This is a genomic window from Streptomyces enissocaesilis (assembly GCF_039533765.1).
Lineage (GTDB): Bacteria > Actinomycetota > Actinomycetes > Streptomycetales > Streptomycetaceae > Streptomyces > Streptomyces enissocaesilis.
Map to the genome: position 1 here is coordinate 70,094 of NZ_BAAAUD010000002.1, position 26,956 is coordinate 97,049.

18 protein-coding genes and 6 pseudogenes are annotated in these 26,956 nt (G+C 68.4%); 14 read left to right on the plus strand and 10 right to left on the minus strand.

Annotated features, from left to right (window positions below):
- Positions 1-3 precede the first annotated feature (3 nt).
- The 4 genes and pseudogenes from ABD374_RS00690 to ABD374_RS00705 form a co-directional block, all read left to right on the plus strand.
- Positions 4-855: an arylamine N-acetyltransferase family protein gene (locus ABD374_RS00690; protein WP_344488884.1), complete on the plus strand. Its 852-nt coding sequence runs from the start codon at positions 4-6 to the stop codon at positions 853-855.
- A complete protein-coding gene (locus ABD374_RS00695; RefSeq protein ID WP_344488887.1) occupies positions 839-1,225 on the plus strand; it encodes a hypothetical protein in 387 nt (128 codons plus the stop codon). The genes ABD374_RS00690 and ABD374_RS00695 overlap by 17 nt, the downstream gene beginning before the upstream one ends.
- A 191-nt stretch (positions 1,226-1,416) precedes the next feature.
- Positions 1,417-1,680: pseudogene (locus ABD374_RS00700) on the plus strand (integrase core domain-containing protein); the annotation flags it as partial.
- A gap of 78 nt (positions 1,681-1,758) precedes the next feature.
- Positions 1,759-2,413, plus strand: a pseudogene (locus ABD374_RS00705) (transposase); the annotation flags it as partial.
- A gap of 290 nt (positions 2,414-2,703) precedes the next feature.
- On the opposite strand, the gene ABD374_RS00710 reads toward ABD374_RS00705, so the two are convergent.
- Positions 2,704-3,426 carry a thioesterase II family protein gene (locus tag ABD374_RS00710; RefSeq protein ID WP_344488890.1) on the minus strand — a complete coding sequence of 241 codons (723 nt, stop codon included), beginning with the start codon at positions 3,424-3,426 and terminating at the stop codon, positions 2,704-2,706.
- Positions 3,427-3,606: 180 nt separating this feature from the next.
- Here ABD374_RS00710 and ABD374_RS00715 point away from each other — a divergent pair, with 180 nt between their 5' ends.
- On the plus strand, positions 3,607-11,082 hold the full coding sequence (locus ABD374_RS00715; RefSeq protein WP_344488893.1) for an SDR family NAD(P)-dependent oxidoreductase: 7,476 nt from the start codon (positions 3,607-3,609) through the stop codon (positions 11,080-11,082).
- Between the two features lie 148 nt (positions 11,083-11,230).
- Here the strand turns inward: ABD374_RS00715 and ABD374_RS00720 are convergent, their stop codons facing one another.
- Both ABD374_RS00720 and ABD374_RS00725 read right to left on the minus strand, forming a co-directional pair.
- Entirely contained in the window at positions 11,231-11,629 is a 399-nt protein-coding gene (locus ABD374_RS00720) for a hypothetical protein (RefSeq protein ID WP_344488896.1), read from the minus strand.
- Positions 11,630-11,710: 81 nt separating this feature from the next.
- A pseudogene (locus ABD374_RS00725) lies at positions 11,711-11,953 on the minus strand (integrase core domain-containing protein); the annotation flags it as partial.
- Between the two features lie 43 nt (positions 11,954-11,996).
- On the opposite strand from ABD374_RS00725, the gene ABD374_RS00730 reads away from it, so the two are divergent.
- Positions 11,997-12,422, plus strand: a complete 426-nt coding sequence (locus tag ABD374_RS00730) for a hypothetical protein (protein WP_344488899.1) — start codon at positions 11,997-11,999, stop codon at positions 12,420-12,422.
- A gap of 174 nt (positions 12,423-12,596) precedes the next feature.
- Here ABD374_RS00730 and ABD374_RS00735 read toward each other — a convergent pair whose 3' ends face one another.
- Both ABD374_RS00735 and ABD374_RS00740 read right to left on the minus strand, forming a co-directional pair.
- On the minus strand, positions 12,597-13,031 hold the full coding sequence (locus tag ABD374_RS00735; RefSeq protein ID WP_344488902.1) for a VOC family protein: 435 nt from the start codon (positions 13,029-13,031) through the stop codon (positions 12,597-12,599).
- Between the two features lie 122 nt (positions 13,032-13,153).
- Positions 13,154-13,564: a hypothetical protein gene (locus ABD374_RS00740; RefSeq protein ID WP_344488905.1), complete on the minus strand. Its 411-nt coding sequence runs from the start codon at positions 13,562-13,564 to the stop codon at positions 13,154-13,156.
- A gap of 35 nt (positions 13,565-13,599) precedes the next feature.
- Here ABD374_RS00740 and ABD374_RS00745 point away from each other — a divergent pair, with 35 nt between their 5' ends.
- From ABD374_RS00745 to ABD374_RS00775, 7 genes and pseudogenes are all read left to right on the plus strand, one after another.
- Positions 13,600-13,902 carry an FAD-dependent oxidoreductase gene (locus ABD374_RS00745; RefSeq protein ID WP_344488908.1) on the plus strand — a complete coding sequence of 101 codons (303 nt, stop codon included), beginning with the start codon at positions 13,600-13,602 and terminating at the stop codon, positions 13,900-13,902.
- 4 nt (positions 13,903-13,906) lie between these two features.
- A pseudogene (locus ABD374_RS00750) lies at positions 13,907-14,035 on the plus strand (IS5/IS1182 family transposase); the annotation flags it as partial.
- Positions 14,036-14,503: 468 nt separating this feature from the next.
- Complete coding sequence (locus ABD374_RS00755) at positions 14,504-16,417, plus strand: GMC family oxidoreductase (RefSeq protein ID WP_344488911.1); 1,914 nt, start codon at positions 14,504-14,506, stop codon at positions 16,415-16,417.
- Positions 16,418-16,494: 77 nt separating this feature from the next.
- The gene (locus ABD374_RS00760) at positions 16,495-17,637 is read left to right on the plus strand and encodes a ferritin-like domain-containing protein (RefSeq protein WP_344488914.1); all 1,143 of its coding nucleotides are present in this window, start codon (positions 16,495-16,497) and stop codon (positions 17,635-17,637) included.
- A 21-nt stretch (positions 17,638-17,658) separates the two neighbouring features.
- Positions 17,659-18,225, plus strand: coding sequence for a hypothetical protein (locus ABD374_RS00765; RefSeq protein ID WP_344488917.1), 567 nt, complete (start codon positions 17,659-17,661; stop codon positions 18,223-18,225).
- Positions 18,222-19,139, plus strand: coding sequence for a myo-inosose-2 dehydratase (iolE, locus tag ABD374_RS00770; protein ID WP_344488920.1), 918 nt, complete (start codon positions 18,222-18,224; stop codon positions 19,137-19,139). The genes ABD374_RS00765 and iolE overlap by 4 nt, the downstream gene beginning before the upstream one ends.
- A gap of 2 nt (positions 19,140-19,141) precedes the next feature.
- Positions 19,142-20,134 (plus strand): sugar phosphate isomerase/epimerase family protein, encoded by a 993-nt coding sequence (locus ABD374_RS00775; RefSeq protein WP_344488923.1) that lies wholly within the window; start codon positions 19,142-19,144, stop codon positions 20,132-20,134.
- Between the two features lie 37 nt (positions 20,135-20,171).
- On the opposite strand, the pseudogene ABD374_RS00780 reads toward ABD374_RS00775, so the two are convergent.
- From ABD374_RS00780 to ABD374_RS00805, 5 genes and pseudogenes are all read right to left on the minus strand, one after another.
- Positions 20,172-20,804, minus strand: a pseudogene (locus ABD374_RS00780) (IS6 family transposase); the annotation flags it as partial.
- Positions 20,805-20,868: 64 nt separating this feature from the next.
- A pseudogene (locus ABD374_RS00785) lies at positions 20,869-21,257 on the minus strand (transposase); the annotation flags it as partial.
- A 240-nt stretch (positions 21,258-21,497) separates the two neighbouring features.
- Entirely contained in the window at positions 21,498-22,277 is a 780-nt protein-coding gene (locus tag ABD374_RS00790) for a sulfotransferase family protein (RefSeq protein WP_344488929.1), read from the minus strand.
- Positions 22,278-23,050: 773 nt separating this feature from the next.
- On the minus strand, positions 23,051-24,064 hold the full coding sequence (locus tag ABD374_RS00800) for an MMPL family transporter (RefSeq protein ID WP_344488932.1): 1,014 nt from the start codon (positions 24,062-24,064) through the stop codon (positions 23,051-23,053).
- A 175-nt stretch (positions 24,065-24,239) separates the two neighbouring features.
- Positions 24,240-25,160 (minus strand): hypothetical protein, encoded by a 921-nt coding sequence (locus ABD374_RS00805; RefSeq protein WP_344488935.1) that lies wholly within the window; start codon positions 25,158-25,160, stop codon positions 24,240-24,242.
- 34 nt (positions 25,161-25,194) lie between these two features.
- Between ABD374_RS00805 and ABD374_RS00810 the strand changes: the two genes are divergently transcribed.
- The gene (locus ABD374_RS00810) at positions 25,195-26,673 is read left to right on the plus strand and encodes a pyridoxal-dependent decarboxylase (protein WP_344488938.1); all 1,479 of its coding nucleotides are present in this window, start codon (positions 25,195-25,197) and stop codon (positions 26,671-26,673) included.
- Positions 26,674-26,956 lie beyond the last annotated feature (283 nt).

Genomic DNA, 26,956 nt, shown 5'->3' on the forward strand with positions numbered 1-26,956 from the left:
AACATGATCGACTTCGACGGGTATCTGGCCGTGCTGGGTGTGCCCCGGCCGACGGCCCCGACCGCCGAGGCGCTGTGGGCACTGCATCGGGCGCAGGTGGAGCGGGTCGCCTACGAGACCCTCGACAACCAACTGGGACGGCCGTCGGGCATCGGCGCCGCGGAATCCGTGGCCCGGATCCTGCGTGGGCGTGGTGGCTACTGCTTCCACCTCAACGGGGCCTTCGGCGCGTTGCTGACGGCCCTCGGCTACGACGTGACTCTGCACCGGGCCGGGGTACAGGGAGAGGTCGAGGACCCCGAGGGCCCGGGCGGCGACCATCTCGCGCTCACTGTGGGGCTCGACGGCGAGCGGTGGCTGGTCGACACGGGGCTCGCCGGCGGAATGCACGAGCCCCTGGCGCTGCGCGAGGGCACCTATACCCAGGGGCCGTTCACCTACGCGATGGCACCGTCGGTGGTGGTGCCCGGCGGCTGGCGGTTCGCCCATGACCCCCGGGGCGCCTTTACGGCCATGGTCTTCGCGCCGGAGCCCGTGGAGTTGTCCTCCTTCGCCGCGGAGCACGAGCGACTGTCCACTTCCCCCGAGTCCGGATTCGTCCGGGTCCTCCAAGCCCAGCTCCGCGACGCCAAGGGTGTGGACATGCTGCGCGGCTGTGTGCTGCGCCGGATCGACGCCGAAGGCACGTATGAGCGGACCATCGACTCGGCCGACGACTGGTACGACGTACTGGCCGACGTGTTCCATCTGAACATGACCGACGTCGACGCCCCTGCGCGGGCGGCGCTGTGGCACCGTGTCCACACCGCACACCAGGAGTGGGAGGCCGCGGGGCAGCGTGCAACAACGCTCTGACGGGGCGGTCGGCTCGCCGGTTCCGTCGCTGTCCACGCGCACCGTCAGCCACCTCGCCGATCTGCGGCGGCGGCATCTGAAGGCGATTCGGTCCAGGTGGCGGATCCTGCCGCCGGGGAAGATCGCGGTGATCGTCCTGGCCGTGCTGCCCCACGACCAGCGCCTGGCCGACATGGCCGACAGCAACGACGTGTCCGAGTCCACCGTCCGCCGCTGGCGCGACGAGCTGATCACCCTGCTCGCCGCCCAGGCGCCGCGCCTGGACCGCGCCCTGAGAAAGGTCGCCAAGCGGGGCGGGGAGGTGGTCCTGATCGGCGGCACCCTCATTCGCACAGGCGCCGCACCGGGAGGGCCGATCTGCGAGATCTGATGATCAGAACGACAAGAGCCGTGTAACGGGAGACTGTTAAGCACGGTTCTGTGAGGGCCGAGGGGTGAGATCCCCCTCGGCTACTCGATACAGCACGTTCCGGGCACCGATCGGACCGTGGGCAAGGGGGTGTGTGATAAAGGAGCCCGCCCTCCTGCGGAAGGGCGACCGGCGAGGTGGTGCGCGCACCGGATGCATCCGGTCAATATACGAGTAGGGCCTTCGCTGAAATCTGCAGGTCAGCCGGGGTTCGGCAGAGCGTGAGCACGATCGGGTCCAGTGCCGACGATGCCGCCGCCGAGTCCTTCAACGCCAGCTTCAAAAGAGAGACCTTCAAAGGTCGGAAGGGCTGGCCGAGCGAGCGCGAGGCGCGACTCGATGCATTCCGCTGGCTGACCCGATACAACACCCGCCGTCGACATTCCCGTCTCGGTCAGCAGCCTCCGATCGCCTTCGGGAAAGCCTTCCAACTGACGTCGACTACCCTTACTCAAGTTTGCATAGACGTGTTCAGGATTCGGGGTCAAGGCCCCCGCCGTCTGGGCGTGGCTCTGAACACCGTCAAACGCTACGCCCGCATGTCCGAACCGCAGGCCCTGCGCATCGCTCCCGCCTACCGGCCCACCCTCGTCGACCCCTGCCGCGAACACCTGCGCCGGCGCCGCGTGGAGGAACCGGCCATCCCGGTCACCCACCTCCTCGCAGAGATCCGGGAGTTGGGCTGCACCAGCAGCGCCAACCTCATGGTTCCGCTACCCCAACCAGGGCCGCGCCGAAGGCGACCGCCCCGTCACCACCCCGCGCCACGCCGGCCGCCTGATGCTCACCGACTCCGAAAGCCTGCGCCCGAAGGAAACGACCCTGTTCGAGAAGGTCATCGCGGCCTGCCCGGAGCTGACCGCACTCGCCGATCTCGTCCGCGGCTTGGCCGCCCTGCTCAAACCGGCCGGGGGCAACGACACGAAACTCGCCGAGTGGATCACAATCGCCCGCGCCGTCGACCGGCCCCACCTGGGTAGCTTCACCAACGGCCTCGAAATCGACCGGGCCGCCGTGAACGCCGGCCTCACCCTGCCTTACCACAATGGCCGCACCGAAGGCGTCAACACCCGCACCAAGAGGATCATGAGACAAATACACGGACGCGCCGGATTCGACCTCCTCCGCCACCGCATCCTCCTGCCCTGACGGACACAAAGCGCTACCACCGACCACGGGCCAAACCCGCTCGTTTGGCTCTGTCTCACATTCAGTGGTAACGGACAGCTACTCTCGTTACATATAGCGATTGGTGCAGGTCAGCCGCAGCTCGATATCCCGGCTCTGAGTCCGCTGCAGGTAGGGCCAAGAAGTATGGCCTGGGCGTTCACGCGACTCGACCAGGCAATCTTTCCATCACACACATTCCGTTACCGCCGAATGTGAGACAGAGCCGCTCGTTTGACAGACCCCAGCCGATCCCAACTGAAACGCGGAGGCTAGAGGTGAGCGGCGATGAGGGTGATGGCATGCGGAAGGCCGAGGTAGTGGTGTTCCGCGGGGAGCGTGTGATGGGTGAGCTTGTGCTGGCTCATGGCCTGCCACTTTGTTGCGGAGTCCGATGGGATGAGGCAGTCGTCGCGTGCGGTCCATACCGTGAGGGGGTAGGTCAGGGGCCGGTCGGCTCCGTGACGGTAGGAGTCGACCAGGGTCAGGTCGTGGCGGATGGCGCGAAGGGCAGCGCGTCGCTGTCGTGCGTCGCGCGGGAGGGGCATGCCGAGTGACCCGGAGAAGCGAGTCAGGGCGGGGTCGTCCATCGACCCGACGGCGAGGTCGATGTCACCGTATTCAGGCGGCGACAGAGCTGCCGACGCGTGGAGGGCGAGGGGTGGCTGACGGCGCAGGGTGAGCTGCCAGGCGGTCTCGTAGCCGATGAGGGCACCAAGGCTGTGCCCGAAGACGACCAGCGGTTCAGGGACGTGGTGTGCCAGGCGTCGGGCGAGCTCGCCGGCGAGCGCGGTGAGGTCCGCCGCTGGGGCAGGGCAGTCGCTGCGTCCTGGGTAGCGTGCGCTCAGGACGCGGAAGCGGGGTGCGAGGTAGCGCGGCCACAGGGCGAAGTCGGCGGGGCTTCCCCCCACACCGGGCAGCAGGAGTACAGCCAGGTCCGGCAAAGCTCCCTCGGGTGTCAGCTCCCATAGCAGGCCGTCGCCGAGTGGTCCCATCGTTGTCCCTTCATGTCGTCAACGGATCCTGGTCCCAACTCCCCTTTTTTCACTCCTTCGTGACGCTTGGCCCCTTTGGGTTGGTCTTCCGGTGCCAGCCGGGGCAGGCTCGGTGCGGATCGTTGGTGACAGAGGGGGATAAAATACATGGACCGGGTAGCGGGCAGTCATGAGCGCGGCATGAGCGGGCGTGCGGACGATGTTGCCATCATCGGGATCAGTTGTCGGCTTCCCGGTGGTCTGGACAGCATCGACGCCCTGTGGTCGGCACTGGTTGGGGGGCGTGATCTGGTCACGCAAATCCCTCCCGAGCGGTTCGACACCGAGGCGTTCACCGATGCCGATCCTCGCCGGCCCGGTCGAACCTACACGGCCGCTGCCGGTGTCCTGGCCGATATCGCGGCCTTCGACGCCGAGTACTTCGGCATCTCGCCCCGCGAAGCGGCCTGCATGGACCCGCAGCAGCGGCTGCTGTTGGAGCTGGCCGCGGAAGCCATCGACGATGCCGGTATCCCTCCGGCCGCCGTTGCCGGCACCAGCACAGGGGTCTTCGTCGGGGTGTCCAACCACGCCTACGGCAATCTGCAGCTCAGCCGCCTGGAGACGGTCGGCCAGCACACCATGACCGGCATCGCCGGTGCGAACACCGCAGGCCGGCTGTCCCATGCTTTCGATCTGCGCGGACCCAGCGTGGCCGTGGACACCGCCTGCTCCTCCAGTCTGGTCGCCCTGCACCAGGCCTGCGAGTTCCTCCGCGCCGGCGGCGAGACGGCTGTGGCCGCCGGAGTCAACATCCTCATCAGTCCTCATGAGTTCGTCGGGTTCGCCAAGGCCTCGATGCTCTCCCCGACCGGTCGCTGCCGGGCCTTCTCCGCGGACGCCGACGGGTTCGTACGGGCCGAAGGCGGCGCCGTCCTCCTCCTCAAGAGCCTCGAACGTGCCCTCGCCGACGGGGACCGTGTCCACGCGGTGATCGCCGCCACCGGCACCAACAGTGACGGTCACACCCCCGGCCTCGCCCAGCCCAGCGCCCAGGCGCAGGCCGATTTGCTGCGCCAGGTGTACGGGCGGGCCGGCCTGGCAGCCGACGACCTGCTGTATCTGGAGGCACACGGCACGGGCACCCCGGTGGGCGATCCCCTGGAGTGCCAGGCCATCTCAACAGCGCTGGCCGGGCATCGGGCTGGACGCCCGCTGCCCATCGGATCGATCAAGACCAATCTCGGACACCTGGAGTCCGCCTCCGGCCTCGCCGGTCTCCTCAAAGCCGTGCTGGTCCTGCGCCACCGCGTCATCCCGGCGTCCTTGCACGGCCAGCCGGCCAGCTCCGCCATCGACTTCACCGGCCTCAACCTCGCCCCCGTACCCGTGAGCGTGCAGCTGACCACGGGTACGGGAGGCCTGGTGGGGGTCAACTCCTTCGGGTTCGGCGGCGCCAATGCCCATGCCGTCCTCGCCCCGCCCCCGCCCCCCGTACCCCAGGTGGCCCCGCCGTCGGGACCACGGCCCCTCCTGGTGTCCGCCCGGACTCCCGCCGCCCTCGCCCAGGCCGCCACCGCCCTGGCGGACCGCCTAGGCGAAGCCGACGTGGACGAGCAGGTGTTCTACGACATCGCCCACACCACCGTCACCCGCCGTGGCCACCACTCCCACCGCGCCGCCGTGCTGGCCCCCGACGCAGCCACCGCCGCCCACCGGCTGCGCGCCGCCGCCGCCAACCCGCCCGTCCTCGCGCTCACCCGTGGCGCGGTCGCTTTCGTCTACAACGGCAACGGCGCCCAGTGGACGGGCATGGGACAGCGTCTGATCACCTGTTCCACTCCGTTCCGCGAGGCCGTCGAGGAGATCGACGGGGCGCTGACGCCGCTGCTCGGCTGGTCCGTGCGCGAGGAGCTCGCCACCGGCGCCGACACCGGCCGCCAGACGCTGACCGAGGTCGCCCAGCCACTGCTGTTCACCGTGCAGGCGGCCCTGACCGCGGCCCTGGCCGCCTACGGCGTGCAACCCGCTGCGGTGGTCGGCCACAGCGTCGGCGAGGTTGCCGCCGCCTACGCCTGCGGCGCCCTGGACCTGCCCGGTGCGGCGCTGGTCATCGCCCACCGCAGCCGTGCCCAGGCCCGAACGGCCGGGTCGGGGCGGATGGCGGCGGTGGGACTCAGCCGCCCCGAAGCAGAGGAAGAACTGGCCGCCTACGACGGCAGGCTGGAACTGGCAGCGGTCAACAGCCCGCAGGATGTCACGATCGCCGGCGACGAGGCCGCACTCGACGACCTGGCCCGAAGCCTGGCGGTACGCGGCACGTTCTTCCGGATGCTGGACCTGGACCATGCCTTCCACACCCACCGCATGGACCCCGTCGAAGAGGACCTGCGCAGCGCGCTGGACGCCCTGGCGCCGCAGCCCGCCCGGATTCCCTTCGCCTCCACCGTCACCGGCGGCCTGGTGCAGGGCCAGGAACTGACGGCCGACTACTGGTGGCTCAACGTCCGCTGGCCAGTGCGGCTGACCGACGCCGTCCAGACCCTCGCGGAAGCGGGCTGCGACGCGTTCGTCGAGATCGGCCCGCACCCCGTCCTGAGCCACTACCTGCGCCGCACGCTCACCCCCGGGCGCCCGCCCGGGCAGGCAGTTGTGGTACCGACCCTCAGCCGCGACCGCGACGGCACCAAGGCCCTCGAGATGACCGCAGCCACCCTGCTGGCGTCCGGCGCCCGCACCGACCACACCCGGCTTCTCCCCGTTCCCGGACGCATCCAGAACCTGCCCGCCTACCCCTGGCAGCGCGAACACCACTGGCACGGCACCCCGCAGTGGTTCGGGCACGGCTGTGGTGACGGCCGGCGCCACCACCCCCTGCTCGGTGAACGCACCGCCCACCCGGACCCGCTCTGGCACACTCGTGTCGACCCCTCCCGGCACCACTGGCTCGCCGACCACGTCGTCGACGATGCCGTGATCGTCCCTGCCGCCGCCTTGGCCGAAATGGCCCTGGCCGCAGGCCAGCTACACCACCAGGCCCCCGTCCAACTGACCGGCCTGGCCATCGACCGCGCCCTTGTCCTGCCCTTCGACGACCCCGCGATGGACATTCAACTCCAGACCGCCCTCGACCCGGCCGACAACACCGTGCGCATCTCCAGCCGCGACGGCTCCGGCCCGTGGCGAGCTCACGCCCGAGGCGTCGTGCGCCGACTCCTGCGCGAACGCCCCGCGCCACAGAACCTGACCGCTCTGCACGGCCGGCTGACCACGACCCTGAGCGGCACAGCCCACTACGCGGCCGTCGCCGCGACCGGCATCAGCTACGGCCCCGCCTTCACCGTCCTCACCCAGCTGCACACCGGCCCCGACGAGGTCCTGGCGCGCTACACCCTCACCACCCCCCAGCCGTCCGCAGACCCCGCCACCGGGCACATCCTGCACCCCACCCTCCTGGACGGCGCCATCCAAGCCGGCGCCCCACTGCTCCACCACACCGGCACCAGCCCCGGGCACCCACTCGACGCCCCCTATCTCCCCGCCACCGTCGAAGCCCTGCGGGTGTGGAGCCGACCAGCCTCGGAAGGCTGGGTGCACGTACGTCACCGGGAGGCGACCGACCGTGAAGTGTGCTGGGACGTCCAGCTCTTCGACGACCAAGGCCAGGTCACCGCTGAACTGGACGCATGCCGACTACGCCGCTTCGAGGCCGCCCGCACCGTGCCGCGACATCTGACCACGGTTCTGCGCGCCGCCCCCCGTGAACACGACCCTGACATCCCCTCACACCGCCTGCCCGGCCCATGCGAGCTGGCCCACTGGGTCACCCGAGCTTCCGTGCCCGCGCAGAACACCGACCGGTACGCCCGGGCCCTGCGCCTGGCCAGCTCACTAAGCGCCCACTTCACCCTGCAGGCCGCCCACACCATCGACCCGGCCGCCACCACGTTCACCCCCGACACCCTGATCTCCTCAGGCGCCCTCCCCGAGTACCGGCGTGCGATGCACGCACTTCTGGGCCACGCCGAACGCGCCGGGCTACTGCGCCGTACCGGCAACGGTGACTGGACGCCCACCAGCCACGCCGACCCGCAGCAGGCCCTGACCGAACTGCTGCGCGCCGCGCCGGGCCAAGTTGTGGAAGCCGTCCTGTACAGCCGCTGCGGCAGCGCGCTGGCGGACGTCCTGCTGGGCCGGCGGGATCCCGTCGCCCTGCTCTTCGGCGACACCGAGCGCCATTGGATGGAGAGCTTCTACTCCGACACCGAAGTCACCCGCCAGTACAACGGCGTGGCCGCCGCCCTCGCCCGCGAGATCGCCCGGCACTGGCCCGCCGGGCGACCGTTGCGAGTCCTGGAGACCGGTGCGGGCACCGGGGCCCTGACCGCAGTGCTTCTCGACGCGCTTCCCGCCGACCGCACCCACTACACCTTCACCGACGTCTCCGAAGCGTTCTTCCACCACGCCGAGCGCCGCTTCAGCGAGTACGACCACATCACCTACCGCACCCTGGACCTCAATGAGGACCCTCAGCGGCAGGGCTTCACCCCCGGCTCGTTCGACCTGGTCATCGCGGGCAACGTCCTGCATGCCACGACCAGGCTGCGGGAAAGCCTCACCCGTGTCGCCGCCCTGCTCGACGACGGCGGGCAGCTGCTGGCCGTCGAGACCCACAACCCTGACGTGCTCCTGCCGATCTTCGGTCTGCTGAAGAGTTTCTGGCACGCCGAGGACCCCGACCTGCGCCCCGACTCACCTCTCCTGGCGTGGGACCAGTGGCCGCGGCTACTCGCCGGCAACGGCTTCGACGAGACCGCCCAGCTCGGCGCTGACCGGACCGGTGGAGACTACTCGGTCCTCCTCGCCCGCCGCGCGCCCCGAACGCTGCCCCGGCCCAAAACCCCCGCCCCCAGCCCTGCCACGGACGTGACCTCCTGGATCATCGCCACCGAAGACCCCCGCAACGCGCTCACCAGCCCCCTGGCGGCCGCCTTGCGCGCGGCCAGCGATGCCCCCGTCACTGTCGTGCCCGCCACCACCGACCCCGCCCAGTGGTCGGCCCATCTGCCCCCGGAGCAGATCCGCCCCGCCGTGGTCCTGTTGCTCGCCGACCCCGACACCCCCCGCGGCGATGACGGCACGCAGCACAGAGCCGGCCACGAGGACCACGAGCCGGGCGTCCTGGAACAGGCCGTCACCCGCACCGCGGTGCTGCGTGCCCTCTCCCGGACCTGCGCTGGGCTGCCCCGGTCGAGTACTCCCGAGCTCTGGCTGATCACGGGGCCGTCGGGAGCCCTTCCCACTCCCGGTGCACTCCTGACCCCGCACGACGCCGTCCCGTGGGGGGTGGCCCGGACGGTCGCCAACGAACAGGCCAGGCTGGCCATGCGGCGGCTGTCGTTCGAACCGGGACCCTCGCCCGAGCGCGACGCCCGCCGGCTGGCCCGCGAGCTGCTGGCCGAACCGACCGGGGAAGACGAGATCGTCCTCAGCTCCGCCGGACGGTTCGTGCCCCGGCTGCGGGAAGCGCCCACCACGACGGTGCCGGCCCACGCGAGCCCGTACCGGCTGAGGCTGCGCCGGCCGGGACTCGGCTTCGGCCTGGACTGGACGCCCGCCCCCGCGCCACCCGCTCCCGGCCCGGGCCAGGTGGCCATCGAGGTGCGAGCGGCCGCCCTGAACTACCGTGACGTGATGCTGGCCACCGGCCTGCTGCCCCCCGGAGCCGAAAGCCCCGCACCCGGCGAGTACAGCCTTGGCCTGGAATGCGCCGGTGTCGTCAGCGCCGTCGGGGCCGGTACTCCGTTCACCGTCGGACAGCGCGTCCTCGCCTACGCACCCGGGGCGCTGGCCTCGAACGTCATTGTTCCAGCGCTGGCCGTCGGTACGATCCCCGCCCCTGTGAACTTCGCCGAGGCCGCGACACTCCCCGTGGCCTTCTTCACCGTCCAGCACGCCCTGGAACACCTGGGCCGGCTCACCCAGGGCGAGACCGTCCTCATCCACGGCGCCGCCGGCGGAGTGGGACTCGCGGCCCTCCAGTACGCCCACCAGGTGGGTGCCCGGGTCATCGCCACCGCGGGCAGCCCGGCCAAACGTGACCTGCTGACCCTGCTGGGCGCCGACCATGTGCTCGACTCCCGCACTCTCGCATTCGCCGACGAGGTACTGGAGCTGACCGGCGGTGAGGGCGTCGACGTCGTCCTCAACTCCCTTGCGGGCGAGGCCATCGCCCGCAACCTCGACGTCCTACGGCCCGGCGGCCGCTGTATCGAGCTGGGCAAACGCGACATTCACACCGGCGGGCGCCTCCCGCTGCGGCCCTTCCGCAACAACCTGTCCCTGCACGCGGTGGACGCCCACCAGATGTTCACCCGCCAGCCGGAGCTAGCGAACCGTCACTTCGCTGAACTCGTCCGCCGCGTCCACGAGGGCAGCTACCGGCCACTGCCGCACCAGGTGTTTCCCGCCGACCAGGCCATGGACGCCTTCACGCTGCTGCGGCACTCCCGGCACATCGGCAAGGTCGTCCTGTCGTTGGAGACCCCGCCGCACCTGACCCCGCCCCCCGCGCGCCTCACCTGTGCCCCCGACGCCACCTACCTGATCACCGGCGGCCTCACCGGTCTCGGAGCCGCCACCGCCCGTTTCCTTGCCGACCGCGGGGCTCGCCACCTGGCCCTGGTCAGCCGCCGCGGCCCCGCCACCCCCGGCGCGGCCGAACTGATCACTGCCCTGACCCGTCAAGGAGCCACCGCCACCGCCTACGCCGCCGACGCGGCCGACCCCGCGGCGATCGGCGCCGTCCTGCAGAAGATCACCGGCACCGGACGGCCCCTGCGCGGCGTCGTCCACTCCGCCATGACCCTGGAGGACCGGCTGCTGACCGACTTGAGCGACGAGGCCATCAGGACGGTTCTCGCGCCGAAGCTACGGGGGGCAGCCGTCCTGGACAGCCTCACCCGCAAGCACGACCTGGAGTTCTTCGTCCTCAACTCCTCCATCTCCGCCACCGTCGGCCACCGTGCCCAGGCCGCCTACGGAGCCGCCAACCTCGCCATGGAAGGGCTCGTACGCGCCCGCCGAGCAGTCGGCCTGCCCGCCCTGGCCGTCGGCTGGGGGCTGATCGGCGAGATCGGCACCGCCGTCGAGGCGGAGTACACCGGCACCTTGGAACGCATGGGCCTGGGTCCCCTGTCCTCCAGCCAGATTTTCACCGCACTCGAAGACCTCATGACCCGCGCCACCGATGCCGACGGTGATGTGGCCGTTGTCCAGGTCGGCCACTTCGACTTCCGCCGCATGGTCACCCTGCTGCCTGCCCTGCGCGCACCCAGGTTCGCCGCCGTCCTGCCCCCGGAGGAAGCCGACGGCGAGGAAGGTGTCGACCTGCGACGGTCCCTGGCCAGCGCAGACCTGCAGACCCAACACACCACTGTGGCAGACCTCCTCGCCCGCTCGGTCGCCCGCGTCACCCACCACGCCCCGGAGCGGGTGGACCGCACCCGCCCCCTGGACACGCTCGGCATGGACTCGCTGATGGCCGCCGAACTGGTCGTCGCACTCCAGCGTGAACTGGCCTGCGAGATCCCCACCATGGAAGTCATCAATGCCGCCGGCATCAACGACCTCGCCAGCCGTGTCCTGATCCTGCTCAACCCGCCCACTACCTCTTGACCGACAGCAGAGCGGATACCGCAACCTGTGCCACAACACGAGGTTGCCACCCGCAAGATCTCCATGGCGGTGTCCCCGCTGACCGGACGCCAGGCCAGCGCTGCCTCGGCGTCCGGACCCAGACAGGACAGCAGCTGGTGACGGCGCATCAGCAGGAAGTGTGCCGGCCGGCGGTGTCGAGAGTGGACAGCATGAAGTCCCCGTCGACGAAGGGAGGTTCGTTGCGGCTCAGGCCCAGAGCGGTCAGGCCGGCGGTGTCGTAGCGCCGAGACACCTCGAGCCAGCACAGGAGGCCGCTCATCGACTCGTGCAGGGTTCGTTCGGCCGCCGGCACTGGTGGCGACGCACCGGGCAGTGGGCGCAGGGGAACGCCCGCGTACGCACTGAGCGCCGCCATCACTTCGCGAACAGGAACGTCCTGCGCGTGCACGACGTGGTAGGTGGACAAGCCCTCGCCCGGACAGCGACGCACGGCCTCGGCCATCACCCGGGCCGCATCCTCGACCGGCAGAAAGTTGACACAAGAGTGTTCGGCGATCCCGTACACCGCGCCCCCTGCGGCCGGGACGCCAACCCTGGCACGGCTCGAACGGGCCTTCCCCCATGAAGGCGGGCACGCGGTTATTGATCACGCGGTGAGCGTGAGTCTAACGCTGTGGTGTCGGCGTTCGTATGCGTCGGGGCTGAGGTGGTCGTTGGCTGAGTGCCGACGGCGGGTGTTGTAGCGGGTCAGCCAGGCGAAGACGGTCCGGCGGCGGCAGGTGCCGGCGTCGCCATAGTCGTGGGCGCCTTGGAGGGTCTCACGTTTCAGGGAGGCGTGGAAGCTTTCGCAGGCCGCGTTGTCGGCGCTGGTGCCGACCGCGCCCATCGACGTCAGCGTTGTCGCTGTCGCCCGGCGGGCGAACGTCTCGCGCATGTTCCTCTACTCCAGCCCCGAGGCCCGGTCCGCCATCGCCACGGCGATGGCCGAGGCAGGTGACCGCCGGACCCGGATCCTCGTCGAACAGGACGACGAGCGCGAGGCAACCTGGCGCGAGCGCGCGCTGAACACCGAAGAAGCGCTCAAGGCAGCCCAGACCGAGATCCTCACCCAACGCACCCGCATCAGCGAACTCCTCGGCCAGGTAAGGGACTTGCAAGCCGAATGGACCGAAGAGGCCATCCAGCGGATCACCACCGAGAACACCACCCTCAAACAAAGGGTCCGCCAGCTGACCGCCGACAACCGCACCCTCGACGAGCGGCTCAAGCCCGCCCGATCCAACCTCCGCTTCCAGGACCGACGCGTCGCCGACCTCGAAGCCCAGATCACCAATGCCTCACAGGGAGTTCAGCAGTGACGCGTTAGTTCCGGGAAACGCGCCTGACGGCACGACTCGGTTCGGAGAGTCCGGCCGCCTGCAGCGGCCGCACCTCGAGCTGCCACCACGGGGCGTCGACGGATTGTTGACGGTGACAGCAGTGCTCGGCCAGCCAAGGCGGAGGCCGGGGAACGTCCCCGACCTCTGCCGGCCTCAGGTCGAGGCTGCGGCGACGCAGAACTCGTTGCCCTCCGGGTCGGCCATCACAACGTGGTGCCCGTCGACCTCCTGCCGGACGGTTCCGCCCGCCTTCACCAGCCGCTCAGACTCCGCTTTGATCCGCGCCCACCGCTCACCGGCACTGCCGTGTCCCGGCACCCGAACGTCGATATGAAGCCGGTTCTTCGCCGTCTTCGGTTCGGGGACCTTGAGGATGGAGAGGCGGGGGCCGACGCCGTCGGGATCGCAGAGCCACGCCCCGTCGTTCTCGGAGTCGTCCTCGGGCAGGTCAAACTGCGCGAGCCACTCCTCGCGGGTTTTGAAGGGAGCGGGCGGCGGCTCGTCGATATAGCCCAGTGCCGTCTTCCAGAAATCGGCGAGGAGTTGTGCGTTCGCGCAATCGAGGGTCAGATCGATTTTGGCTGCCATGACAGGACCGTACTGCACACCTCTGACAGCTACCGCCGTCATCCGTGCTCGCGATCACTGGGGGAACGTTGCCCGACCGTCGTGGACATGTAGTCTATGAATCGTCGCAGTTCAGAGCCGGTTCATGAGCTCCTGCGGTCGGTAAAAGGATCGACGATCCACTCGTTCAGCAGGTCCTGCAGCTGAGGCATCGTCCAGCATGCCTCGCCCTCTACGTTGCTGCCGCGTGTGGCGAGGCGGTTTCCGGTGTAGCCGGCGACGTACTGAGCGAACAGCGTGCCGATCGCCCCGAAGCCCCGCTCCACATGCCTCTTGGTGTGCCCGGACGCGGGGGGACACGGCTGGACGGTGATTCCCAGGTGCTCGGCGGCAGCGAGGAAGCAGCGGGACACGAACACTTTGCCCTGGTCGATGACCACGGTCGACGGCCGGATCATCGGCCTGGCCGCGGTTCCCTGCACGCGGGCGTCGATGGAGGCGAGCCGTGTGTAGGGGATGACGGAAGCGGCCAGCGTGCGGCTGCAGACGCTCAACGACTCTCTGGAGACCCTGCCGGTGCGCGGTCTACGTGCTGATCGGCGCCGACCCCGACACCAAATGGCTGCAGGGCGCAGGCGTCCAGTTGACCAAGGGGTACGTGGCCACGGGTACCGACGTCACTGGCCCGGCCGTGCCGGCGTACGCCACCAGCGTGCCGGGGGTCTTCGCCGCCGGAGACGTGCGGTACCGCGGGGTGCGTCGCATCGCCACGGCCGCGGGAGAGGGAGCGGCGGCCGCGCTGGCCGTCCACAACTACTTCACCGGCCGCGCCCAACTACTGCAGATGGATGGCGACACGGCCAACGCGGCGCTGTGTGCCTACTACGCCTAACTAGGCCCGGCCTCTCGTCCAACGCGGCATGGCACGGCTGAAGTCCTGGCGCATCTTGCGCAGTTCACCCGTCAGCCCCAGGCGCATGACCGTCATCGCCAAGGCCGTCCTCACTCTGGAGAGGCAATGCTGAAAGGCTCACTGTTGATTACGCCCGAACGGTGGGTTTACCGGCACGATTCCCGCTGCGGTAGAGCAAAATAGCAGCGTCATATGCAAATCTTGTGCTGAGGCCCTTCCCGCGATTCACAGTGGATCAGCGAGCGGCGTCAGGTGCGGTCAATCGCAAAGCGGAGGGTGGTCCTCGTATGTGACGTACGCGGATGATTCCGACAACGCGGCGAGTGGCCACAGCCGACGGCGGGACCCGCTGGGGATTACGGGAACCCTTATCGATTCATCGGTGGGCGCCGCGACGCTTGCTTGCCTTGGTTCTCCAGCTTGAACTCGGTTTCTGAGCTGGTTCTCTTTTGTCAGTGGCAGTGGTGGGCCTTCGATAGTCATTCAATCACCATCCGTTCTGACGGCTGGTGGGATCCGTCATCGGGCTGTTCTGCCCGTAATCGGGGTGAGGTCACCCCAGACGCGACAAGGGGCATCAATGACGTCTTACGACGATGCAGACCCGGTGATCTTCCCAGCCGGTGCCGCGACGCAGACCAGCGCCGCAGAGGCTGCGCAAGGTGAGTGGGATGCCGTTGTCGTCGGTGGTGGCATGGCAGGTTCCATCGTCGCCGAGCAGTTGAGCCAGGCAGGCTACAGGGTGGTGATCCTCGAAGCCGGCCCCGGCAAGGACCTGGACCTCGCCGAGTACGAGTCGTACCTGTCGCGGTTCTACGGCGCGGTCATCAAGGACAACCAGTCTCCGTACCCGTTCAACCCGAATGCCCGTATGCCTAGGAGCACCGACACCATGCCGGTGCGTCCGAACACACCCCGAGACGATTTCTACCTCGTGCAAGAGGACAAGTACTGCACGGACACCACCTTCACCCGGGTCCTCGGCGGCACCTCCATGCATTGGGAGGGGAAAGCGCTGCGCATGCTTCCCGAGGACTTCGACCTGCGCACCAAGTACGGCCAGGGCCTGAACTGGCCGCTCAGCTATGACGACCTGGAACCCTACTACCAGCAGGCTGAGGCCGAACTGGGCGTAGCCGCCGAGGTCGAGGACCAGGCATACCTGGGAATGCATTTCCCGGAGGGGTACGTGTTCCCGATGCACCGTATGCCGCCGTCCTATCTCGACCAGACGGTCGCCCGGGGCGTGGATGGCATGCGGGTCACCCTGGCGGACGACGATTACACACTCCAGGTACGGAGCTTTCCGCAGGCCCGTAACGGCGTGCCAAACGCCGCGTACGACGGCGGCAAGGGCTTCGTCCCGGTCGGCGCGGTGAGCACGAGCCAGGTGGAGGAGGGCGAGCGCTGTCAGGGCAACACCAACTGCGTCCCGATCTGCCCCGTGCAGGCCAAATATCACGCGGGAAAGACGCTGGCCAAGGCGCTCCGCAAAGGCAACGTCAAGATCGTGACGCAAGCCGTCGCGTCCAAGGTCGAGATCGACGAGCAGGACCGACGGGTGACCGGGATCACCATCAAGAACTACGAGGCGCTCGACTCCGACAGGTACGAGACGTACACGGTGAAGGGCACCGTCTACATTCTCTGCGCGCACGCCATCGAGAACGCCCGGCTCATGCTGGCTTCCGACATGCAGCGTATGAGCCGCAGCCAGCTGATCGGCCGCAACCTGATGGACCACGCCTACCTGCTGTCCTGGGGCCTGCTGCCCAAGCCGGCCGGCACGATGCGAGGCACAACCTGCACGAGCGGGATCACCGACCTGCGCGGCGGGCGATTCCGCGGAACCCAGGCCGGATTCGGCGTGGACATCCACAACGACGGCTGGGGATGGGCAACCGGCTCGCCCTACACGGACCTGGTCGAACTCGTCGACAAGCGAGGCCTGCACGGGCCTGAGTTGCGCAGGACACTCGGGAACCAGATCTCCCGACAGCTTCTGCTGGCCTTCATGATCGACCTGCTGCCCGACAGGAGCAACACGGTCACTGTGGACGACCGATACAAGGATGCCATCGGCAACTTGAAACCGGTCGTGTCGCTCAAGATCCCGCCCTACACCATGCGGGGGGCCGCATTCGCCCGCAAGCTCGCGACCGACATCTTCGAGAAGCTCGGCGTTGAGGACAGAACTACGTACGACAAGGACCGTTACAGCGCCGTCGAGCACGACGGCCAGTGGTACAACATCGTGGGCGGCAACCACCTGGCGGGCACTCACATCATGGGGACCGACCCGGCGAACTCTGTGGTCGACCACACCCAGCAGTCGTGGGACCACGACAATCTCTACCTTGTCGGGCCCGGCAGCTTGCCCTCGATCGGGACATCCAACATCAGCCTGACCATGGCGGCGCTCGCCTTCCGCAGTTCGACCCACATCGTCAGGTACCTGCGTGCCGCGAAGGCGCCGGCCACCGTCCGCAGCTAGACGGCCAACAGATCGGCGGGTCGAACGCGACACCGGCCGCGGCCACCGCCACCGCCACCGCCCACGATTGGGGGAACATGTCCGTTTCAGAATCGGAGCCGTCCCAGGGCTCCAAGATCCAGACCATCGAGAAGCTACACGAGTACCTCTCCAAGGGGCTCCAGCTGGAGCATGCAACGCTCCCGCCCTACCTGACCGCGCTCTACTCGCTACATCCAGGGAAAAACTCGGATGCCTGGCATGTCATCAGGGTCGTGGCCGTCGAGGAGATGCTGCACCTCACCCTGGTCGCGAACATCATGAACGCCGTGGGCGGGACGCCGGACCTCACCAAGCCGAACTTCGTGCCGAATTATCCGACACACCTGCCGTGTGGTCCCGACTACTTCAAGGTGCATCTCCGGCCCTTCTCGCACGAGGCTCTCGACACGTTCCTGAAGATCGAGAAGCCCGCGCAGGCACATACTGAGAAAGACAGGTTCGTACCGATGGACTGGGCGGCCGTTGGACTGACGTCCGACGGTGCGGCGCTGCCACCGGAGAAACTGGCGGAACTCGAAGAGTCCGGGACAATCCTCGGCCTCGTCCCCGGAGAACCCACTCAGCGTTTCCTGAGCATCGGTGAGTTCTACGAGGAGATCATCCGGGGCATCAACCACCTGGAGGATCAGGCCCGTAAGGCAGGGACGACGATTTTCACCGGCGATCCCGCTCGCCAGGTGACCCCCGAGTACTTCTACTCGGGTGGCGGCGATGTGATCAAGGTGACCGGCCGCGACACCGCAGTCGCGGCGCTCACCCTCGTCGCGGAGCAGGGCGAAGGACTGCACGGCGGCATCTTCGACAGCCAGGATGAAATCGCCCACTACTACAGGTTCCAGCAGTTGGAGAAGGGGCGGCACTACCAGAAGGGCGACAAGCCGGGTGAGCCTTCCGGCCCGGATCTTAACGTCGACTGGAGCGCCGTCTATCCGGTGAAGCCGGACATCAAGCTGGCCGACCTCGCCGGAGACCCGGAAATCCTGGCGGCGGCCAAGGAATTCAACCAGTCCTACGCCACCTTCCTGACCAGTATCAATCTGGCCTACAACGGTCAGCCCGACCTGCTGCTCAAGGCGGTCTGGGAGATGTTCCGCATGCGGGACAGCATGAACCGGCTCATCCGCAACCCGCTCACAGGGCATCCAGGGGCGAACGCCGGCCCGACATTCGAGCTCTAGACCGTCGAAGGAGGCAGCAACGTGACGCAAAGAACGACCACAGAAGAGAAGCTGCGCGAATTCGTGAAGTTCTCTGCCACTGTGACCGGATTCAGTGAGTTCGACCTATGGGGAACCGGTCAGGCGGAGGCGTATTACGAAACGGTCGTAAATCAAGAAGGGCCGGATGTGATCCAGAAGGCGATGACATCCGATCCCTCTGTCGTCCCCGCCGATCCAGTCGTGAAAAGCATCATCAAGCTCTGGTACGTCGGCGTCTGGTACGGCCCGGAACTGGCGGGACGCATGGACGTGGCGGCCTGGACGGCGCCCGGACGGAGCGGAGCGAAGCCCGCCGTCCCGGATGACAGCCAGCCCGAGGGAAGCCAGCCCCGGCATGCCGCGTCCGGACGGCACCAGGCCGGGGAAGACCGCGCGCACGGCAGAGACGGACGCACACCCCCGTTCGTCGTCTCCCCCGCCGCCTACACCGAGGGGCTGCTGTGGCGGGCCATCGGCGCCCACCCATCCGGCGCGAAGGCACCGGGCTACGGGTCGTGGGCCAATCCGCCCACATTCGAGAACTACCAAAAGGAGGAAGTGTCATGAACAGCACTGTCCCGAACCTGGGTCGCGACAAGGTATCACTCGGCGTAACGCCGACACTGTGGTGGAACGACGACTTCCCGCTGATCGACATCGGAATCCCGTTCGAGCAATGCGTGAGCGAGATGGCACTCGCGGGCTTCCAGGGCTGCAGCATCGGCCACAAGTACCCGGCCGACCCCGCCGTACTCAAGGAGGCGCTCGACCTGCGCGGCCTGAAGGTGTCCGAGCCCTGGGTGAGCACCTACTTCACCATCGGCGACAAAGACCGGACCGTCGAGAATTTCAAGAGGCAGCTGGAGTTCCTCAAGAAAGTGGGCGGCCAGGACATCGTGGTCGCAGAGTTCGGGCAGTCGTCGCACCTGCAGCCCATCCCTGTCTTCAAGCACCGCCCCCACTTCACCGAAAAAGATTGGGATCTCCTCACCAGCGGCCTCAACGAAATCGGAAAGCTGGCCGCGGACAGCGGGATGCGGCTCTGCTACCACCATCACATGGGCACTGGTGTGCAGACGGCCGAGGACATCGACAGGTTGATGGCGGGCACCAACCCGGACCACGTGCATCTGCTGTTCGACACTGGGCATCTCCAGCTCGCGGGCGACAACCCGCTCGAGACCGCGGAGAGGCACAAGCAGCGAATCAAGCACGTTCACCTCAAGAACGTCCGGCAGTCGGTGGCCGAGAAGGTGAAGAGCGACCATCTCTCCTTCCAGGAGGGAATCCTGCAGGGCGTCTTCACCGTGCCCGGAGACTCAGAAGGCGCGATCGACTTCAAGCCCATCCTCTCGACGCTGGGGAATGCCGGCTACGAGGGATGGCTGGTCGTCGAGGCCGAACAGGACCCGGCGACGGCATGCCCGCTGAAGTACGCCAAGATGGCCCACGATTACCTCACCAAAGTCCTGGGATGGTAACGATGAGTACACGCGACATCTATCTCAGCTTCTTCATGTTCACCGTCAACCTGCACCCGGACGATCCCGAGTACACCGAGGTCATCGTCAGGCACATGAGGGAGCTGCGGGACATCGGGTACACAGGCTTCGACATGCCCGTTTTCCCGAACGACGTGGGCAACTCCCAAGCGGACGTGCCCCGCTACGAAAAGCTCAGGAAGGCTCTCGACGCAGCCGGCTTGGAGGACGTAGGTCTGACCACCAACGTGGCCACGACGCCGACCTACGATCCCACATCGCTGATCCCCGAGGAACGCGAAGCAGCCCTGGCCTACCTCAAGTCCCGGGTGGACATCACAGCGGCCCTGCGCAGCACCATCATGGCGGGCCCCGTCCTGTTTCCGTACAACGTATTTCCCACCCTCAACGGCAAACCGCTGTGGAGTGACGCGCTGCAGGACTGGCTGCGGCCCCGGTACCGCATCGCGCAGCCACTCTTCGAGCGGCTCGGCGAATACGCGGCAGAGAAGGACGTCCAGGTCGCCATCGAACCCGTCGACCACTGGGAGACACCAGCCCCGAACATGGTGCGCGACGTGCTCGACTTCCTCACGGACGTGCGCAGTCCGAACGTCGGCGTGTGCGTGGACAGCTCCCACGTCGTCCTCGGCAGCAGCGGCCCGGAGACGTACCGCCGCGACATCCAGGATGCCGCCGACCAGCGGCGCCTGCACTACGTGCAGGTGTCCCCGCCAGACCGCGGCGAGGTCGCGGACAGCTGGATCCCCTGGCGCACGTTCCTCGAGCCCGTCCTGCCCGTATACGACGGACCGCTGCTCATCGAAGTCTTCAACGCCATCCCGGCGTTCCTCACTTCATTGCGGCTGACAAGGCGGAAGTTCTGGATTCCCATGGAGGACAAGCCAGTTCCGGGCGTGCCGAGCGCCTACGAGGTTGCCGAGGACGGGATCAAGAAACTGCGTTCGGAGCTGGCCACACTGCACGCGACATGATCCGAGCTGCCCATCGGTCAAGGCGCCGTGAACGTCAAGTTGAGGAGTGAGGGTGGGGCCGCAAGTGCGGCGAGATGCCGCTGAACGCGGACAGGAACCGCTGTGCCGCGCCCGTGGATCGCAAGCCCTTCATCGCGCGTTCCCGCTGTCGGGTGGGCTGGTGGCTGTTCCCGGCCCGGTTGTTCAGGCCTTTATGAGCGCGGTGCAGGGCGGAAGGCATGACCTCGCGGTGGGCGGCGCCGTAGGAGCGCAGTTTGTCGGTGACGACCACCCGCGGCACTGCACGCGTCTTCTTCATCAGGTGGCAAAAGAACCGCCTGGCGGCGGCCTTGTCCCGCCGGTTCTGCACGAGGATGTCGAGGACGTTGCCGCCGGCGTCGACGGCTCGCCATAGATACTTCAGCTCGCCGTTGACCTTGATGAACACCTCGTCCAGATGCCATTTGTCCCCGGGCTGGGGCCGGCGGCTGCGCAGTCCGTTTGCATAGGCCTGCCCGAACTTGGCGCACCAGCGGCGCACGGTCTCGTAGGAGACGATGACGCCGCGCTGGAGCATCAGCTCCTCCACCTCGCGAAACGACAGCGGAAAGCGGAAGTACAGCCACACGCAGTGGGAGATGACCTCGACCGGGTAGCGATGCCCCTTGTACGACGGCGACGCACTGCCCACGGACAATCCCCTCCACCATGATCAACCCGAAGATCATCCCACCCGGTCAGCCAACGTGACAGCGCCCCTGCGCCCAGACCAGACGGCGGTACTTGTCGTGGTCGTAGCCGCGGTCACCGAGGAGGATGGGGGGCCGCCGACGCGGCCTGCCGACGACACCGGGAACCGAGGGGATCTTCGCCAGGAGGGGCAGGAGCTGGGTGACGTCGTTGCGGTTGCCGCCGGTCAGCGACACCGCGAGCGGGTTGCCCTGGCCGTCGACGAGGACGTGGTGCTTGCTGCCTGGCCGGGCGCGATCGACCGGGCTCGGGCCGCTTTCGGGCCGCGCCGAGCGGCCCGCACGTGGGAGGAGTCGATCACCGCCCGCGACCAGTCGAGCTGCTTCGCCGCCCGGAGTCTGGCCAGCAGCACGAGATGCAACCGGTCCCAGAATCCGATACGAAAAGACCGCCACCTCCTACGAAGCGGCGGTCACACTCGCGTCGTTCCTGCTCTGGGCAAGATCCGTTTGAAGACGGGCCCTGGCTCATGCAGGTGTTCCTTCAGCTCGGGCGGACCTTGGTCGCGCCGGGAACTGGGTAGCGGGGCCACGGTCGCGTAGCTGCGGACGGGTGCGGGCCGCCGCTGCCAGGAGGGGCATCAGGTCGGCGAAGATCGGTGGAGGACCTTGGACCAGGACAGCACAGGCGATGGTCATCGAGGACCCCGGGCGGGCGGTCTCATGGCGGAACCACCGCTCGCCTGCGGCATCACTCGTACCCACGCGTCGGTCTTTCCGCGTTCGCCTGCAGTTCCTGCGGCTCCCGCCTGGCCACCTGTCCGGGCGTACACCCCGCGCATCATGTCCGTGAATTCCTGGACAGCGTTGACTTGGGGGAACGGCTCCTGGGGTTGGGGCAGGCCAAGGAAAGCGCACAGTGGAGCCCAGCCCTGGCGCACATCGAAGACGAGCAACCGCTCCGGCGGGAGATATGCCTCCACCGCGCGTCGATGGGCCTCGAAGGTGGCGATCATATGATCTCGATCGTGCAGCCGCCCTTGGAAGGTACGTTCACCGATCACCTGGTCGCCGAGTGCAACCTCCGGCGGCCGTGCATCCTGTGCGCTGCCGACAGCGGGCCTCCCCCGGTGTGCGCGCAATTGGGGCACAATGGTCTGGATCATACTGTCGTACCAGTCCTGCGGGTCGCGGACGGTCAAAATGACTTTGGCCGCAGGGTAGGCGTCGGACAACTCCTGCCAATATGCAGCAGTGGGCCAGTCGACCGCTGAGCGGAAGCCGTCGTAGATCTGCTGCCAAGCCGGAACGTGTCCGCGCTCCACCGCGGCGAGAACCTGCTCCCACGCCGTCACGCGGGCCGGTTCCTCGAAAAGAGTCGTCCAGTGGTAGCAGGGTCCCAGACCCAGTTGGTTCAACGCAATCTGCAACGACGCGGTGCCGGTGCGGCCGAAACCCGCTCCCAGAACCTCCATGAGTACTCCTTATTCCCCATCCATGCCAGCAAGAGAACGCCACGGATCTATATCGCGACATTTCGTCGGCCCATTGTGTGCGCAACTCCGCATTCGTCACGCCCATTTGACCGAACGCTGCACCTGCATCACCTGAACGCGGTAACCAGCCTGGGCGGTGATCGCATGACCTACTTCGGATGAGCTGGCATCCGCACACTGACTGGACGACAGTCGAGGCCCTGTTCGGCCGGACCCTGATCGCCGTCACTGCGCGCAGCAACCGGACCAAAGCCGACCAGGATCCCGCCACTTGGCAACCCCTCGCCACAGCTACCGCTGGGTCGCGCCGCCGCGATCACGGACTTCGATGCCACCCATCCGGACCGGCCGGTTGGCCGGGTTCTGAGGCTGCGCGTTCACGCCGCTCGGCCCGCCGTGGGCGGACCAGGTCTACGTCCACCACCGCCTAGACCATCCCGGCTACCCCGCCCTGGAGGTCGGCGCCACCGGCGACCAGCTTCCCCCGCAGCAATGACAGGTCGCCCAGCACACCACCTGGTCGCCATGTCCGGCGGCCTCCGCACGCCCACGTGGACTTGTTCCGGAGGTACCGGAAAACGCCCGTGCACGTCGGCGGCCGCGGTGGGGGCCGGGGCCGTGGGCGGCAGCGTCCGCTCGTCGATCGCGCCCAGCCGCAGACCCGTTGCCGGCCAGGCCATGATGACCAGCACCGCCAGCGCCCCCGCGCCCGCCACCGCGGGTAGGGCTGTGACGCGGCAGGCGAGCCCGCATCAGAACCGGCTGGCCCCGCCGAGGGGTGACCGGCGCAGACGGCGCAGCGGGTCGGCGCCGTCGATGTGATCGCCCAGCAGCGTCAGGGCGGCCGTCAGCACCGTCAGCGCGGCCAGCGCCGCCAGCAGCGTCACCGCCACACCCGCGAGTGCCAGCGCGCGCAGCAGCGGAACGGGGATGGCGGCCATCGCCACCAGGCATGAAGAGAGCACTACTGCCGAACAGAACACGCAGCGGCCCGAGGTCGCGAGGGCTACGTCCAGTGCTCGGGCGCGCGGCATTCCTTTCGCGTGCTCCTCGCGGTAGTGGGCGAGAACAAACAAGGTGAAGTCGATCGACAGGCCGAAGCCGATCGCCGCGGCCGCGTTGACCGCGAATGCGGAGACCTCACTCACGTGAGCCAACAGGCCCAGCAGCGGCACACAGCAGGTGACGGCCAGGACCGCGACGACGAGGGGCAGCGCGGCCGCAGCCCACGAACCGTAGGTCAGCAGCAGAAGAAGCATGATGAGCGGCGCAGCCACGAGTTCGGCCTTCAGCAGGTCGGTCGCGGCCTGCCGGTCGATCTCGGCCGTCGCCCATGACGCTCCGCCCACCTCCACCCGCATCGCCGGCACCGCCGCCCGCACGTCGGGCACCAGACGCAAGGCGGCTTCCTTGCGGTCCGCGTCGCTGCCCGGCAGCGAGACGGTCACCAATGCGGTGCGCCCGTCTCGTGAGAGCAGCCACGGATCTCCCGTGGCAGCCGACTGCACCGTACGCACAGCCGGCTCGTCCGCCAGCACACGTGCGACGGCACCGGCACCCTCCACAACCGCCGGCTGTGCGGCTCCGTCGCGCACCGTCAGGGCGAGTACCAGATCCGGGGTGCCGGCACCCAGCAGCTCAGCCCGGTCCTGGGCCCTGGCCGACTCGGTGCCTGTGGCGATGGTTCCTCCGGCACCGAAAGCGCCGGACACCGCAGGAAGACTCAGCAGCGCCGCGGCCAGCGCAACCGCCGCGCAGGCCACCACCCGCCAGGTCCGGGGCGCCGACCACGCCCCCTCCCTGTCCGCTCTGCGCTGCGTACTGGCATACCCGCGCTAACGAGCAACCGGCACAACAGTGATGTCGCGTTCGGCCGGAAGGCTGCCGGACAGCCGAGAACCGAGCCGGCCCCCGCCGACCCCGGGCGCGTCAACGCGGGAGTCAGCGGTGAAGGGAGGGGTTCTCGCCTTGGGCGTCGGGCAGCAGGGCCGGACTGGCAGCAGGCTCGACGGTCAGAGCGGCACGGCGCCGCCGGCACAGGCGGTCCAGGACGTGCGCCCCCGGCTCCGCGCCGCGCAGCAGGGAGGGCGCGGACCCGACGAAGCGCGAGCAGACGCCCACGTGGGCGTGATGAACATCCGTCAGCACGTCGACCAGGCGCCGGTGGGCGGGGCGCAGGATGGAGGACTTCGCCGACGCGGCCTGACCCCACTCGCTCAGGCTCTGCACCAGGACGCGGTGATCGGCCGACCACAGGCCGGAGAACCCCGTTCGGGGAACGTGCGGTGGGGTCATCGAAGGCCGGACGGTGTCGTGGTAGTCCTGCGTGTCGAAGGACGCGGTGATGCGCAGGGCGGAGGCGCTGGCGCGCAGGAAGTGAGCGGCGCTCTCCAGGCCGAGGGCTGAACCTGCGGCCGAGGGGGCGCGAAGGGCGTGTCGCAGGGCGACGACGGTCGCCTGGGTGAGGGCGAAGAACAACCGGTGTCCCTGAATCCAGCGTTGCGGCGCCGTGACTTGCGCTCCGGGCTCGCAACGGGCGGTTCGCGAGGGGAGCCCGGCTGCGTGCGCGGCGAGTTCGAGGTCGGGCTCCGTCAATGAGCCGCTCGGGTGCCGGGAGAAGGCCCGCACTGCGGTGAGGGTTTCGTCGAGGGCATCGATCAGCAGGGGTGCGGGGGCGCAGGCGCAACGTGAGACCGCGAAGTATTCGTCGAAGACGGCTTCGCGGGGATCTCGTTCGGGGATCCGGCGGTGGCCGGCAGGGGTGCGGTGACGGTCGGGCCGGCTCGCGGCCTGACGCAGGGTCGCCAGGCTGTGGGGCAAGTGCTGGGGCGGAGCGAGCCACAGCATGGTTTTGCTTGTCATCTGGGCCGTCTCATTGTGCGGTAGGTTACGCGGCATGTCGGTAACGCCTAGTGATGATTCGTTCCGTACTGTAATCGGCGAGGTCGCCGCGATCCTTGAGGACTACTGGGAGGACCTGCGCGAGGAACGCCTGCCGGTGACGCCGGACCTTCGCCCCGGCGACGTGCGCGCGATGCTGCCCGACCGTATGCCGGTGCACGGCGAGCCGATCCGGGACGTGCTGGCCGATGTGCGGCGTGTGGTGATGCCCGGGCTCATGCACTGGCAGCACCCTTCGTTTCTTGGTTACTACCCGACCCAGACCAGCCCCGCGTCGGTGGTCGGCGAGCTTCTTGCCTCGGGCCTGGCGGTCCAGCACATGATGTGGTCGACGGGCCCGGCCGCCACCGAACTCGAGGAAGCGGTCCTGGACCATCTCGCGGTCGCACTGGGCTTGCCGGAGCGATTCCTCAGCACCGGGAACGGCGGCGGGGTCCTGCAGGACTCCGCGTCCTCGGCGGTCCTGGTGGCCGTGGTCGCCGCCCTGTACCGGGCCTCAGGCGGGCGCTGGCGTGAACACGGCACCGAGGGGCGCTACCGTCTGTACTGTACCGACCAGGCGAACTCCTGCGTCCCCAAGGCCTCGCGCATCGCCGGCCTGGGGGAACCGACCCTGATCGCCACCAGGGCGGGCACCTGTGAGATGGACCCCCGCACTCTGCGCGAACAACTGGCAGCCGATCGCGCCGCAGGCGTCGTCCCCGCGATCGTGGTCACCTCCGTCGGCACCACGGGCACCTGCGCCATCGACCCGGTCGCCGCCGTCGCCGCAGTGTGCCGCGAATTCGGGGCCTGGTTGCACGTGGACGCCGCCTACGCCGGGTCGGCCGCCATCTGCCCGGAGAACCGCTGGATCAACGAGGGCGTCGAGCACGCCGACTCCTACGCGGTGAACTGCCACAAGTGGCTGCTCACGGGACCGCCCTGCGACGCCATGTGGGTGGCCGACCGGCACAGCCTCACCGCCGCCATGGACATCCGCCCCCCTTTCCTGCGCAACCAGGCCAGCGACTCGGGCGACGTCACCGACTTCCGGGACTGGCAGGTGCCCCTCATGCACCCCTTCCGTGCCCTGAAACTGTGGTTCGTCCTGCGCACCCATGGCGTCGAGGGCCTGCGCGCACACATCCGCGAACAGCTCTCCCACGCCGCGCTCTTCGCCGACCTGGTCCGGGACAGCCCCGGCTTCGAACTCGTCTCGCACTCGCTCGGACTGGTGTGTTTCCGCCTCGCCGGCGACAACGCCCGCACCGAGCGCCTGCGTGCCGATCTCGACGCCACCCATCAGATCCTGGTCACCCCCACCACCGTTGACGGCCGCTACATCCTGCGCGCGGCCCTGGGCTCGCGTCTGGCATCCCAGACGTCCGTACGCAACGCCTGGGCGCTGGTGCGCGAGACCGCCGCCTCGATCCCTGACGACCGGCCCGCGTCATCCGAAACGTCACCGGCGGCCCCGGTAGGCGCCCGGTAACCAGGAAACGCGCCCGTACGGCGCCACGCCCCCGGCAGGCCGCGGACCCTGGACGTCAGCAAGTGGGATGCGGCCGCATCGGCGCCCGTCGACGCCGCATCCCAGGACATGACGCGCCTCGTGGACACCAGCCCATGACCTACATCCTCGCCACGTAAACGACATTCAGCGGAGAACACGTGCACGACCATGACGACGCGACCGCAGCGGGCGAACGCTGGTTCGACTACGCGGCGGCGCACCCGCACTCCAGCACGGAGATCGGCGGAGTGGCCGTGGTCGC

Coding starts and splice junctions, on each gene's coding strand:
- iolE (WP_344488920.1), top strand. CDS start 18,222: ATGAACAGCACTGTCCCGAACCTGGGTCGCGACAAGGTATCACTCGGC.
- ABD374_RS00735 (WP_344488902.1), bottom strand. CDS start 13,031: ATGGCAGCCAAAATCGATCTGACCCTCGATTGCGCGAACGCACAACTC.
- ABD374_RS00805 (WP_344488935.1), bottom strand. CDS start 25,160: ATGACAAGCAAAACCATGCTGTGGCTCGCTCCGCCCCAGCACTTGCCC.
- ABD374_RS00810 (WP_344488938.1), top strand. CDS start 25,195: ATGTCGGTAACGCCTAGTGATGATTCGTTCCGTACTGTAATCGGCGAG.
- ABD374_RS00730 (WP_344488899.1), top strand. CDS start 11,997: ATGTTCCTCTACTCCAGCCCCGAGGCCCGGTCCGCCATCGCCACGGCG.
- ABD374_RS00715 (WP_344488893.1), top strand. CDS start 3,607: ATGAGCGGGCGTGCGGACGATGTTGCCATCATCGGGATCAGTTGTCGG.
- ABD374_RS00710 (WP_344488890.1), bottom strand. CDS start 3,426: ATGGGACCACTCGGCGACGGCCTGCTATGGGAGCTGACACCCGAGGGA.
- ABD374_RS00775 (WP_344488923.1), top strand. CDS start 19,142: ATGAGTACACGCGACATCTATCTCAGCTTCTTCATGTTCACCGTCAAC.
- ABD374_RS00755 (WP_344488911.1), top strand. CDS start 14,504: ATGACGTCTTACGACGATGCAGACCCGGTGATCTTCCCAGCCGGTGCC.
- ABD374_RS00760 (WP_344488914.1), top strand. CDS start 16,495: ATGTCCGTTTCAGAATCGGAGCCGTCCCAGGGCTCCAAGATCCAGACC.
- ABD374_RS00690 (WP_344488884.1), top strand. CDS start 4: ATGATCGACTTCGACGGGTATCTGGCCGTGCTGGGTGTGCCCCGGCCG.
- ABD374_RS00790 (WP_344488929.1), bottom strand. CDS start 22,277: ATGGAGGTTCTGGGAGCGGGTTTCGGCCGCACCGGCACCGCGTCGTTG.